Raw genomic sequence first — 12,907 nt, 5'->3', positions numbered from 1 at the left:
TCCCGCCGTATCGGTCACGAGGCTAGACTTGTTCGCCATCAGGCACGAAAACGTAGCCTAGTCCCCATACGGTTTGTATATAGCGAGGGTTGGCAGGGTCTTCTTCAAGCATTCTTCGCAAGCGGGAAACCTGGACATCGATACTGCGCTCTAACGCACTGTAGTCGCGTCCACGGGCTAAGTTCATTAGCTTATCTCGGGATAACGGCTCACGGGGGTGGGTAACCAAAGATTTTAATACTGCAAACTCACCGCTCGTTAGGGTTAAGGGTGTATCGCCAGCGCTCATTTCTCGGGTGGCAAGGTTAAGTTTGTAATTGCCAAACTCCACAATTTGTACATCTTTAGACGGCGCGCCGGGCGCTTCGCTGCTTCGTCTGCGCAATACCGCTTTCGCTCGGGCAAGCAGTTCTCGCGGGTTAAAAGGCTTAGGCAAATAGTCATCTGCACCCATTTCAAGGCCAATAATACGGTCTACTTCATCGCCTTTAGCGGTAAGCATAATAATGGGCATATCGTTTTCATGCTGGCGCAAACGGCGGCAAATAGACAACCCGTCCTCGCCCGGTAACATAAGGTCCAAAACCATCAAGTGGAAGTTCTCGCGTTCAAGTAATCTATCCATTTGTTCTGCGTTTGCTGCACTTCGAACTTGGTAGCCTTGCTCTAAAAGATAACGCTCTAACAGGCTGCGTAAGCGCATGTCATCATCAACAACGAGAATTTTAGAGGTTTCCTGACCCATACTCATACCTTTCGTTTTACTTTTGTTTCACTATAACCATTAGATGTGAAATACAAAAGCGAGAAAAGCGTAAAAGGCCGGGGATGTTTGTTACAAATAGTGTCTAGACAGAGAGGGACCGATGAGTAACTCGGCCTCCGAGCTCATTATCTTAATTTAGTACAAACCCTCAAAAACGAGGGTGTACTATTTATTGCGTGTTAATTGAACGTCACTACATTGAGCGCTTTGGCTTGTGCCGTACCGTTGAGTGTTTCTTGGTATAACCTTGTTATGGACTCGGAACCACAGTGAGTTTGTTCAATAAACTGATCACTAACTTTTGCGGCGAAGCGCTGCCATGCGGTGGCGTATTTAGCTAAGAAAGCTTCATGGCCCCATTCGCCTTGACGAAGCTTTACGCGCGCAGGCGCAAAGAAAATTTCTGCATTAAGCAGCTTCGGATTTGGTTTTTCCTGAGCCTGCCAGTCGGTAGCACCTATTAGCGTTACTTCCCTTAAACTGTCACCAAGCTGCTTGGCGAGGTTATTAATAAGCGTACCGTTGGCAGCAAAATCAAGCAGCCAAACGTTTTCTTCGCCGCCAACATCTTTACTAAACTCTGCGAGTTCGTCATAGCTGTATACAGCGTCGTAGCAGCCTGAATTGCTAACTGTATCAACATTGTTTGTGGAAGTTAGCCCCACTACGCGGTAGGTGGCTTTGCGAGAATGTTTTTGATCTTTAAGTAACTGGGCAGTGCCCAGCGCGGTTTTACTTGAGGCGCTCGATAGAAGCAATATTTTGTTGTCCGCTTTTTCGGCAACATAGTCATCGAGCACAAACGACGTCATATAAAGCGGTCTAAAATTGAGCTGCCATGCTTCACGGTTTTTATCGTATCCAGGGTCGGCAGCACAGCGAAGGTACTGGTCGTAAACCGGGCTAATACTTTTACGTGCTTCATGCACATCAGAGAAACAGTGAGGTGCAACTTTACCGGCTTTTATCACCCAGTGGCTTGCCATGGGCAGATACCCAAACACTTTTTCACCCACTTCAATATCGCTATGGCGCGAAGCTTTTACTGTGGCGAAACCCCATACTGGGACTATTCCAAACCCAGTATCGCTGCTGTCATTATTGTATTTAGCAGGAAAGAAGCCCCAGTAGCCCATTTTAAAACCCAGTGCTGCATAGGTAATGTTGTTGGCTGAAAAACCAAAGCTGTCTGTTTCAAGCAGTACTTCATCCTGTTGTAAGTCGTTGGTGTCTATATCGAGGTTAACCACTTTAGTGGCGGCGAGGTTTTGCTGGTCTACCCAAATTTGTTGGCTTTTTATTGTGGTCATAATAGGGCCTGCTGTGGTTTTATTAGGAACTAGGTCGAAACGCATTAATTATCTATGCGGATTGGTATTAACTACCTAGATTGGCGCAGGGATTCAGCCATTACGACTTACTGTTTTAAATATATGCCTATAGAAGGGATGTATATTGAACTTTATTCGTCGCTATTTAGCCAGTCCATCTGATGGCCTGCTCTGCGTTTCTTGTTTAAGATATCTTCAAGGAGCGGCGTTAAGATAAGCTCCATGGCTAAGCCCATTTTTCCGCCGGGTACAACCAGCGTGTTGATGCGAGACATAAATGCGCCGTCGATCATTTGCAGTAGATAAGGGAAGTCTACGGTTTTCATTTCCCGTCTAAACCTTACAACCACAAAGCTTTCATCTTGAGTTGGAATTTCACGTGCGCTAAACGGGTTTGAAGTATCAACCGTAGGGACGCGTTGGAAATTGACGTGAGTGCGCGAAAACTGAGGTGTAATGTAATGAAAGTAGTCGTCCAGACCTCGCACAATACTGCTCATTACTGCTTCACGAGAATGACCTCTGTCTGTGGTGTCGCGAACAATTTTTTGGATCCATTCCAAGTTCACAATAGGCACCATGCCCACAAGTAAATCTACATGTTTGGCAACGTCATTTTCTTCGGTTTTAACGCCGCCATGTAACCCCTCATAAAACAGTAAGTCGGTGTTCTTAGGCAAGTCTTGCCACGGAGTAAAAGTTCCAGGCATTTGATTGAACGGCACGGCTTCATCAAATGTATGAAGATATTGCCTAAATTGGCCAGTACCCGAACTTCCGTATTCTCTAAACAGCGTCTCAAGTAGTTCGAAATCGTTGGCTTTAGGACCAAAATAACTAATGTGTCTGCCTTGTTCTTGCGCTTTACGGATTTCAACTTCCATTTCCGGGCGAGTAAATCGGTGGAAACTATCACCGCCGACTACTGCAGCATTAACGTTTAAGTTCCTGAAAATATGGCGAATAGCGTTGGTCGTGGTTGTAGTACCCGCACCAGAAGAACCTGTTATAGCAATAATAGGGTGTTTGACAGACATAGGATTTCTTTTTGGAAATGACGGGTACTAGTTATAAGCTGATGTGCGCTAAGAATCAAGGGGGCATCTTGGTGCGAACTGCTTAGTTTTTGTAAGCGCTCTTGTGTAATCTTGCTAGGCTCATTTGTCTAGGCTTTTATGATGATGTTGCAATAGGCGCACAATCAATTTTGCCTCTTCTTCGTCTAAATCGAGCAAAGCTCGCACGTGTTCCAAGTGGTGCACGTCACGCTCACTAAGTTCCCCATCATCAAGGACACTGCGCACGGTGTCTTTAAAACGGTCTCGTTTTAGCTGCATTTGGGTGGTATAGCTTGAAGACAAAATGCCCGCAGGTAAGGCATAAAAGCATATGCCCATGATGGTAATTAGCCCGCCAAATACTTTTCCTAGCGCGGTAACTGGAACAGCGTCGCCATAGCCTACCGTAGTCAGCGTGACCAGTGCCCACCATAAAGATGCGGGTATACTGCTGAATACGTTGGGCTGTGCTGTGTGCTCGATATAATAAATGCAGGTGGCAGCGATAACCGTAAATAGCAAAAGCACGCTGATAGCAGCAATAAGACTATGAGATTCGTTGCGCAATACAGTAGTAAGGGTTTGCATTGAACGTGAATAGCGGCCAATTTTTAAGATTCGCATTACCCGAAAAACTCGTAATATGCGCAAATCAAACGCTACAAATACGCTTAAGTAAAAAGGCAAAATAGCCATTAAGTCGATTAAAGCCATGGGGCTTTTAATGTAGGCCCAGCGCTTTTGCCATGTTGTTGTTTGGGCACGGGTAGGGCGGTTAGGGGCTGATGCGCTACTGTATACGCGAAGGAAGTACTCTGCGGTAAAAATAAGTACAGAAGCCACTTCGATAATATGAAGTTCGTATCGCCAAATAGCAGGGATACCCGGTACCGTTTCCAGCATCATGGCAACGACATTTACAATAATTAACGCGATCAGGAATATATCAAAAAGCTTGCTAAGCTTTTTGTATTCGTGGGCTTCGCTAGCGGGAGCCAGGATGTGATAGCACGCGTTTCTAAATGACATAGCCAAAATGGTAAGAGAACGAATGACCTTGTTATACCAATTACTGCACCAAATTGGTAATGCTTCTAACTAAGGTGCGTTGCATCGTACTATTTCAAGCGCAGCTGGGCGCGAAACGTGGTAGTTTAAATCGCAAGTAACCTAACAAAGAGCGTATTCAATTGAAAAGTAAACAACCCCTAGTTACTTCACTGGCTTTAGCACTGTTTATGACGTCATCTATTCCCGCGGCATTAGCGAAGTCTGATAGCGTACGCTTTACTTCAACGCCCCCCGTAATCGATGGCGTAGCCAACGACGCAGTATGGGAAGAGGGCGATTGGCACGGTATGACCTCACTCATGTGGGGGACTGCGCCTGAATCCAGCGACTTTTCCGGTAGATATAAACTTCGATGGAACAAGGATGCATTGTATCTGTTAGCCGAAATACAAGACGACCACCTTTCAGATACCTATGCCAACCCGCTTGAGCGTTATTGGGATGATGATTGCCTAGAAATTTTTATTGATGCGGACGCCTCTGGTGGCGATCACCTCAATAACTACAATGCGTTTGCCTATCACTTGGCGCTTGATAACCAGGTTATTGATATTGGCCCAAATGAAGCAGGTGAGGCGGTACCACAACGCTACAACGACCATGTAAAGAACAAATGGCAGCGTGATACACAAGCGCCCTACAAGATTTACTGGGAAGCGGCGGTGCATGTATTTGATGATAGCTATCAGCACGGAAAAGATAACTCGCCGGTTACCTTAAAAGAAGGGATGACACTGGGCTTTATGCTTGCCTACTGTGATGCTGATGGCTACGACAGAGAGCATTTTTTGGGTTCGCATGAGATCACCCCAGTAAATGGCGATAAAAACTTGGGGTATAAGGATGCGTCGGTGTTTGGGAAAGTGACTTTAACTAAATAGTGTCGGCGATATATTTGCCACCACTTTTAAATAATTAACGAGTATTTATAAAAAAACGCGGCATTGCGCCGCGCTTTTTGTGAATTGTGTTTATGTTCTATTTATTTCGCTTCAGCTTCACGTGCAATAGCACGATGCGCAATATCAGTACGGTAGTACACATCTTTAAACTGGATGGTTTTTAGCAGCTCGTAGGCTTTTTGCTGGGCTTCGGTAACGTTGTTACCTAACGCGGTTGCGCAAAGTACGCGGCCACCTGCGGTAACAACTTCGCCATCTTGAAGTGCAGTACCAGCATGAAATACTTTTCCTTCTAGCTTCGCTGCATCTTCAAAACCGGTAATCACATCGCCTTTATCATAGCTGCCTGGGTAGCCACCTGCGGCAAGCACAACACCTACCGATGCGCGCTCGTCGAACTCAATGGTTTTGCCTGCAAGCTCACCTTTACACGCCGCTTGGCAAAGTGGAACCAAGTCTGATTTTAAGCGAAGCATGATAGGCTGAGTTTCTGGGTCGCCAAAGCGGCAGTTGTACTCAATGACCTTTGGCGTGCCGTCAGCCATAATCATTAGGCCAGCATATAAAAAGCCAACATAATCGTTACCTTCAGCGGCCATGCCATCAACCGTTGGCATGATCACTTCTTGCATAATACGGTCGTGGATTTCTGGTGTTACAACCGGAGCCGGTGAATAAGCCCCCATACCACCCGTGTTTGGGCCTTTGTCGCCGTCAGCCGCACGCTTGTGATCTTGGCTGGTGGCAAAAGGCAGTACGTTCTTACCGTCTACCATAACAATAAACGACGCTTCTTCACCGTCTAGGAACTCTTCAATAACTACGCGGCTGCCCGCTTCGCCAAACGCGTTGCCCGCTAGCATATCGCGAATAGCTTCTTCAGCCTCTTCAAGAGTCATCGCAACGATAACGCCTTTACCGGCAGCTAGACCGTCAGCTTTTACTACGATAGGCGCGCCTTTCTCACGAACATAGGCAATAGCTGGGTCAATTTCCGTGAAGTTTTGGTACTCAGCGGTAGGAATTTCGTGGCGAGCCAAGAAGTCTTTAGTGAACGCTTTCGAACCCTCAAGCTGCGCTGCAGCTTGAGTGGGACCAAATATCATTAAACCCGCATTTGTGAACGCATCTACTACACCTGCAACTAGCGGCGCTTCTGGACCTACAATAGTAAGCGCAACATCATTACCTTGAGCAAAAGAAACTAAGCCGGCGATGTCGTTTACATCAATTGCTACGTTCTCAAGCTTAGGCTCTGTAGCGGTACCGGCATTGCCAGGCGCTACAAATACTGTTGAAACATCAGAAGACTGCGCTGCTTTAAACGCTAACGCGTGTTCGCGGCCACCGCCGCCAATTACAAGTACGTTCATTAACTGTTCCGTTTTAAGTGTTTAATTTTATGATTTTGGTTTGGTGAATTTTAGCGTCATGCGATTGCTCTCGCCAATCGCCATGTATTTTTCTCTGTCTTGATCATCTAGCGCCAAGCGTGGAGGTAGCGTCCACACACCTTTCGGGTGATCTGCCGTGTCCATTGGGTTCGCGTTTACATCGCTACTTGCTTCAAGTACAAAACCTGCTTTTTCAGCGGCGGCTACAACATAAGAACGCTTCATGTAGCCACTTTTCTTCATCGCTGCATCGTCTGCACTTTCAGGTAGCTCATGTTCCACTACGCCAAGTACGCCACCTGGCTTAAGTGCTTTAAAGAAAGCGCCAAACGCGTTGTCGATGCCTTCGTCACCGTGGCGCATATACCAGTTGTGTACGTTGCGGAAGGTTAGCACCATATCAGCACTGCCAGCTTCGCCAATATTTAACGCTTTGATTGGGTCAAATGCCGTAAGCTCTGCATTTTCATATTTCATGCCCGGCTTCATTTGTTCTTTGAAACCTTCAACCGACTTTTTGTAGTAGTCGCTGGTTTCTTCATCAACATAGAAATGCGCAGCAACGTATTTGCCGTTTTCTTTTACCACCGAGTAAAGAATGTCGGCATACCAGCCGCCGCCTGGTGAAATTTCAACAACAGTCATGTCTGGCTTTAGGCCAAAAAAGCGTAATGTTTGTTGCGGGTTGCGGTATTCGTCGCGCACTTTGGCTTTATCAGAACGGATATCGCTCATGGCGGCGTCTGAAATAGCATCAGCACTGGCATAAGTTGCTGTTACACCGAGTGTTGCGGCTAACACAAGTTGGGCTAACTTTTTCATTCTTATTTCCTTTTTCTGTCGAGGGTAATTATCTATGCGGACTGGAATAACATAACATTTATTAGTAACACTATTACTACAAATTACCACAGGTCAGATCAAGCCTATCAGCAAACCCTAATTTGCACTTACGACTTAGCAGAATAATTCCTAACTATATCGTTTAGCTTTAGTGTCACTTTAGCCATGCAAATGAGATAGAACATGCGTAATAAAAAAGGGATTAAAGGAAAACAACAAACACGCAATAAAGTAGCAAAATGCCACTTTACTGCGTGGTTAACTTAGCTGTTGGTTTCCCTCACTAAGCCTGCACTATAAGTTGTTGTGCAAATACTTATTAGTGACGGAAGTGGCGCATACCGGTGAACACCATAGCAATATCGTGTTCGTCAGCTGCATCAATCACTTCTTGATCACGCATAGAGCCGCCAGGCTGGATGACCGCTTTAATACCCGCCTCAGCAGCAGCGTCAATGCCGTCACGGAATGGGAAGAATGCGTCAGATGCCATGACAGAGCCTGCCACTTCAAGGTTCTCGTCGGCAGCTTTAATACCCGCAATCTTTGCAGAGTAAACGCGGCTCATTTGGCCTGCGCCTACGCCTACTGTCATGCCGTCTTTGCAGTAAACAATTGCGTTAGACTTCACGTATTTTGCTACCTTCCAGCAGAACATAAGATCGCGCAGTTCTTCTTCGCTTGGCTTACGCTTAGTCACAACTTCTAGGTCTTCCATTTCAACCATGCCGAAGTCGCGCTCTTGTACTAGTAAACCGCCGTTTACACGCTTAAAGTCATAACCTTCAGTAAGCTGGCCAGCCCAATCGCCACACGCAAGAAGACGTACGTTTTTCTTTGCGCTTACTACGTCCTTCGCTTCGTCGCTTACGGTTGGTGCAATGATCACTTCCACAAATTGACGGTCAACAATCGCTTGTGCTGTTTTCGCATCAAGCTCGCGGTTAAACGCAATAATGCCGCCAAATGCTGATGTTGGGTCAGTTTTAAATGCGCGGTCATAGGCACTCAAAATATCGTCGCCAATTGCAACGCCGCACGGGTTAGCGTGCTTAACGATTACACATGCTGGCTCTTCGAATTCTTTCACGCATTCTAGCGCTGCATCGGTATCAGCGATGTTGTTGAACGACAACTCTTTACCTTGCAGCTGAGTCGCTGTAGCAACCGACGCTTCCTGAATGTTGTTTTCAACGTAGAACGCCGCTTCTTGGTGGCTGTTTTCACCGTAGCGAAGATCTTGTTTCTTAGTTAGCTGCATGTTGTAAGTACGTGGGAATTCACTGTGCTGGTGGTCACAGTCTGCTTCACAACCAGTGCTGTCTAAACGGGCACCAAAATAGTTTGCGATCATGCCGTCATATTCAGCCGTGTGCTCGAACGCTTTAATGGCAAGATCAAAACGCGTGTTGTACGTTAGCGATCCATTGTTGTCGTTCATTTCAGCAAGTACGCGTGAGTAGTCTGACGCGTTAACCACAATAGTCACGTCTTTGTGGTTTTTGGCTGCCGCGCGAACCATGGTAGGGCCACCGATATCAATATTTTCAATGGCATCTTCAAGCGTGCAGTCTTCATTTGCCACAGTTGCAGCAAACGGATAGAGGTTTACAACTACTAGGTCGATAGGCGCAATGTTGTTTTCTTCCATCACCGCTTCGTCAACACCGCGGCGAGCAAGAATACCGCCGTGAATTTTCGGATGAAGGGTTTTAACACGACCGGCCATTATTTCTGGATGACCTGTGTGATCAGAGACTTCTTTCACAGGTAAGCCAGCTTCAGCTAAAAGTTTTGCGGTACCACCTGTCGACAGAAGTTCTACGCCAGCGTTATGCAGCGCTGTTGCGAAATCAAGGATACCTGTTTTATCAGAGACACTAAGGAGAGCACGTTTAATGGGTTTTGGTGTTTGCATAAATTTTAGTTTCTAATGTTGTAGTGTTGAAACAAAAAGAGCACCGATTGGTGCTCTTTGGTGGGCAAAGCCCTTGGAATCTTAGTTCATGCCGTATTGCTTTAGCTTCTTGCGAAGTGTGCCACGGTTGATGCCCATCATGATGGCCGCGCGGGTTTGATTGCCGCGAGTGTAAGTCATGACTTCTTCTAGAAGCGGCGCTTCTACTTCAGCCAGTACCATTTCGTACAGGTTGTCGATGTTTGCGTTATCCAGTTGCTTAAGGTACTTATTAACCGCTTGCTTTACAGAGTCACGCAAAGGCTTTTGCGCTTGCGTTTGTGAAGGCGTAGTTACTGTAGTAGTAAAAGGTGAAGTCACGTTTTGATCGAACATAATACTGTGTTGCTCTTAAGTTAGTCATCACTATGCTGCGGGAGAAATCTGTCGGGTTTCTCGTGTCTGCAGCGCTTGAAAATATGCATTTAGTGCATCGAGTTGCTCATTCGCATCATCGATAGCGTTAAACGTTTTACGAAACTGACGATCCGTATCGTGCTCCGCGAGATACCAGCCCACGTGCTTACGGGCAATTCTTACACCGGCTATATCACCATAAAAGTCCTGCACATTGGCTACATGCTCGTGCAAAAGCTTATACAGCTCTGACAGCGGCGGTGGTGCTAGGTTCTCGCCCGTTTCAAGATAATGTTGGATTTGTTTAAATATCCAAGGTTTACCTTGCGCGCCGCGGCCTATCATTACGCCATCTGCACCGGTGTAATTCAGCACCTCTTGTGCTTTCTCTGGGGAAGTAATGTCACCATTTGCAATAACAGGAATTGATATTGCCGCCTTTATCTGACGTATGGTGTCGTATTCTGCTTCCCCTCTATACATACAAGCTCGAGTTCTGCCGTGAACCGCAAGCGACTGTATGCCGTTTTGCTCTGCAATGCGGGCAATGTCTACCCCATTGCGATTTTCTGGGTTCCAGCCGGTACGAATTTTCAGTGTCACGGGTACGTCCACAGCATTAACTACTGCTTTAATAATCGCTTCCACTGTGTCTGGGTATTGAAGCAACGCAGAACCTGCAAGCTTCTTGTTGACCTTCTTGGCAGGACAACCCATGTTGATATCGATGATTTGCGCACCGTTCTCAACATTAAATTGTGCTGCTTGAGCCATAAGCTCAGGATCAGCCCCAGCAATCTGTACAGAGCGAATGCCTTCTTCACCCTCATGGTTCATGCGCGCTTGTGATTTTGCTGTATTCCAAACTTTCGGATTACTCGAAAGCATCTCAGAAACAACAAGCCCAGCGCCCAAGCGCTTACAGAGTTGACGAAACGGTCTATCTGTTACGCCAGCCATAGGGGCTAACATCAAATTGTTTTCTAACTCGTAAGGTCCAATTCGCATTGTAAAATGTATAGCTCGCCATCTAAAACTGCACAGAAATTATACACCCGGCTAAAACGGGGCGCTAAGTGTACGTGTTTTCGCAATGCTTGAAAAGGCTAAAAATCACACAAAATTTCACTTCCTGGTATTGACAGTGAAAAAAAACTGTCACATTAGTAAGCTAGCACTACTTTTTAGTATGATTATTGTACGAAAGTCTTACAGGCCCCGTGTTAAAAGGGCTGTATTGTGAAAAATTTTAACATTTATTTAGAGGGCTACTTGTCGAGTGCACGTTTCTTTATCAGCTTTGTGCACTAGACAAGCAGAATATTTTGCATGCCTAGCCGGTTAATTCGTCAACTTAGCGTTTTCTACCGGAAACTCTCGCCCACTCACCATCAATAGCACTTGGTTCAAGTTCTATGTCTTTCGAATACGCTTCTTCTATTCGGGTGACTTGTTCAGCAAGAATGCCGGAAAGGACTAACAAACCGTCTGATTTGCAGTAGTCTGTGATAACGCTTTGAAGTTCTAATAAAGGGCCTGACAATATATTCGCCATTACCACATCAGCTTCAAGTTCAGGTTGATCTTCAGGAAGGTACACATCTAAGCGGTCTTCAACACCGTTGCGGCGCGCATTTTCTTTTGTCGCTTGAAGTGCTTGCGGATCGATATCAATACCGATAACGCGCGTAGCGCCAAGCTTTAATGCAGCCAATGCTAAAATCCCTGAGCCACAGCCAAAATCGACGACGGTTTTATCCGTCATATCTATGCCGTCTAGCCAGCGTAAACATAGCGCTGTAGTTGGGTGAGTCCCTGTTCCGAAGGCAAGACCTGGATCTAGCATGACATTAACGGCGTTCGGGTCTGGAACATCGCGCCAGCTTGGGCAAATCCACAAGCGCTCCCCAAACTGCATAGGATGAAAGTTGTCCATCCACTCCCGCTCCCAGTCTTTGTCTTCAAGTGGTTCAAGCTTGTATTTAAAATTTTCCCCCAACACCTTAGCTTTACCTAACCGCTTTAGGATGCTTTTCATGTCGGCATCAGCTTCAAATAACCCTACCACTTGTGTATCTGGCCACAGCAGTACCTCACCAGGTTTCGGTTCGTACATAGGAGTATCTTTCGCATCAACGTATGTGACGGCCTGAGAGCCGTTAGCGGTAAGCATATCGCCAATAGATTCAGCGTGTTCAGAAGGTGTGTCGATTCGAAGTTGTAGCCAAGCCATATTTATCATTCGTTGTGGTCTTTGTACGTATTGTACCTTTCGTTGGCGTGAAACAAAATGAAGACAAACGAAAAGCCACAGTATTAAACCTTGTGAGTTTGACTGTTAACGTCTTACTTTAATATAAAAAAGCAATTAAAATATTAACCTTTTGTCGACTGGTGCGATTTAGAGAAACGCTTATAGTAGGCGGTGGTTGTTTGTTTTTTAATCTAACAGAGGCCTTATGCGCTTTTTTTCCCTTGTTTTGAGCTTTTTGTTGGTACCTTTTTCAGTTTCATCTGAGGAAATTGACGTTGTAGTAGGGTGGAATAAGCCACCTTATGTTATTTCACAAGAAAATTCTGGTTTTGAAGTGGATGTGGCGCGCGCTATTTTGGCAGATATGGGGCATGATTTGTCGCCTATTTACGTGCCATTTGGGCGAACAGCAAGATTACTAGAAGATAACTTGATTGACCTTGGTTTGACGCAAAATTCAGCTCACGTCCTTGATCCAGCTATCTTGTCGGACCCTTATGTTGTCTATCAAAACGTTGCGGTGACTCGCGCTGAAAGTAAGTTTGAAATTAATAGTATTGAAGATTTACGTGGCAAAAGCATTATTGCGTTTCAAACGGCTGATGTGGTGCTAGGTGAAGCATTCCGCCAAATCGTTGCGGACCAGGCCACATATATGGAGATGGCAAGGCAAGATAGACAGGTTGATATGTTGATGCTCGGCCATGTAGATGTGGTTATACTCGACAGGAATATTTTCAACTATTTTAAGTCAAATAATACGGCTTACTCGGGCGATGAAATTGTCTTCCATGAGCTATTCCCTATTTCGCCATACAGTGCAGCTATTCCCGACCCTGAATTAAGAGTGACGTTTAATAATAAGCTTCGCACGTTTATTGAAAATGGGCGTTATCAGCAGCTGCTAGATAAATACAAACTCGAGAGTCTCCTTCACCTGCTGCCACATGCAACAACACCATAAATACAGATTT

Annotated in this window: 12 protein-coding genes; 2 read left to right on the top strand and 10 right to left on the bottom strand. The window is 45.8% G+C overall.

The genetic code is table 11. The features are described 5' to 3' along the window. Window positions 1–22 precede the first annotated feature (22 nt). The 4 genes from ompR to ACM0P2_RS19210 all read right to left on the bottom strand — a co-directional run bounded on the left by ompR (window position 23) and on the right by ACM0P2_RS19210 (window position 4,190). On the bottom strand, window positions 23–745 hold the full coding sequence (gene ompR, locus ACM0P2_RS19225) for a two-component system response regulator OmpR (protein WP_105932714.1): 723 nt from the start codon (window positions 743–745) through the stop codon (window positions 23–25). Window positions 746–945: 200 nt separating this feature from the next. Next, the gene (locus ACM0P2_RS19220) at window positions 946–2,076 is read right to left on the bottom strand and encodes a DUF2855 family protein (RefSeq protein ID WP_159118688.1); all 1,131 of its coding nucleotides are present in this window, start codon (window positions 2,074–2,076) and stop codon (window positions 946–948) included. Window positions 2,077–2,228: 152 nt separating this feature from the next. Further along, window positions 2,229–3,134, bottom strand: coding sequence for a phosphoribulokinase (locus ACM0P2_RS19215; protein ID WP_105932506.1), 906 nt, complete (start codon window positions 3,132–3,134; stop codon window positions 2,229–2,231). Window positions 3,135–3,254: 120 nt separating this feature from the next. Then, the gene (locus ACM0P2_RS19210; protein WP_159118603.1) at window positions 3,255–4,190 is read right to left on the bottom strand and encodes an ion transporter; all 936 of its coding nucleotides are present in this window, start codon (window positions 4,188–4,190) and stop codon (window positions 3,255–3,257) included. A gap of 203 nt (window positions 4,191–4,393) precedes the next feature. Here ACM0P2_RS19210 and ACM0P2_RS19205 point away from each other — a divergent pair, with 203 nt between their 5' ends. Then, window positions 4,394–5,107 carry a sugar-binding protein gene (locus ACM0P2_RS19205; RefSeq protein ID WP_373996016.1) on the top strand — a complete coding sequence of 238 codons (714 nt, stop codon included), beginning with the start codon at window positions 4,394–4,396 and terminating at the stop codon, window positions 5,105–5,107. 101 nt (window positions 5,108–5,208) lie between these two features. Here the strand turns inward: ACM0P2_RS19205 and purD are convergent, their stop codons facing one another. From purD to prmA, 6 genes are all read right to left on the bottom strand, one after another. After that, window positions 5,209–6,501, bottom strand: coding sequence for a phosphoribosylamine--glycine ligase (gene purD / locus ACM0P2_RS19200; protein ID WP_159118601.1), 1,293 nt, complete (start codon window positions 6,499–6,501; stop codon window positions 5,209–5,211). A 27-nt stretch (window positions 6,502–6,528) separates the two neighbouring features. Continuing rightward, a complete protein-coding gene (locus tag ACM0P2_RS19195) occupies window positions 6,529–7,344 on the bottom strand; it encodes a class I SAM-dependent methyltransferase (protein WP_419227029.1) in 816 nt (271 codons plus the stop codon). Window positions 7,345–7,684: 340 nt separating this feature from the next. Then, window positions 7,685–9,283 (bottom strand): bifunctional phosphoribosylaminoimidazolecarboxamide formyltransferase/IMP cyclohydrolase, encoded by a 1,599-nt coding sequence (gene purH / locus ACM0P2_RS19190; RefSeq protein WP_105932525.1) that lies wholly within the window; start codon window positions 9,281–9,283, stop codon window positions 7,685–7,687. 81 nt (window positions 9,284–9,364) lie between these two features. Continuing rightward, window positions 9,365–9,658, bottom strand: coding sequence for a DNA-binding transcriptional regulator Fis (fis, locus tag ACM0P2_RS19185; RefSeq protein ID WP_012520109.1), 294 nt, complete (start codon window positions 9,656–9,658; stop codon window positions 9,365–9,367). Window positions 9,659–9,688: 30 nt separating this feature from the next. Next, on the bottom strand, window positions 9,689–10,687 hold the full coding sequence (gene dusB / locus ACM0P2_RS19180) for a tRNA dihydrouridine synthase DusB (RefSeq protein ID WP_105932526.1): 999 nt from the start codon (window positions 10,685–10,687) through the stop codon (window positions 9,689–9,691). Between the two features lie 346 nt (window positions 10,688–11,033). Next, complete coding sequence (gene prmA / locus ACM0P2_RS19175) at window positions 11,034–11,912, bottom strand: 50S ribosomal protein L11 methyltransferase (protein WP_419227028.1); 879 nt, start codon at window positions 11,910–11,912, stop codon at window positions 11,034–11,036. A gap of 226 nt (window positions 11,913–12,138) precedes the next feature. Here prmA and ACM0P2_RS19170 point away from each other — a divergent pair, with 226 nt between their 5' ends. Next, on the top strand, window positions 12,139–12,897 hold the full coding sequence (locus tag ACM0P2_RS19170; protein WP_419227027.1) for a substrate-binding periplasmic protein: 759 nt from the start codon (window positions 12,139–12,141) through the stop codon (window positions 12,895–12,897). The last annotated feature ends 10 nt before the right edge of the window (window positions 12,898–12,907 follow it).

Source organism: Alteromonas sp. OM2203, assembly GCF_048517045.1.
Taxonomy (GTDB): Bacteria; Pseudomonadota; Gammaproteobacteria; order Enterobacterales; family Alteromonadaceae; genus Alteromonas; species Alteromonas gracilis.
Note: the sequence above shows the minus strand (reverse complement) of the source record. Positions and strands in the feature narration are given on the sequence as shown.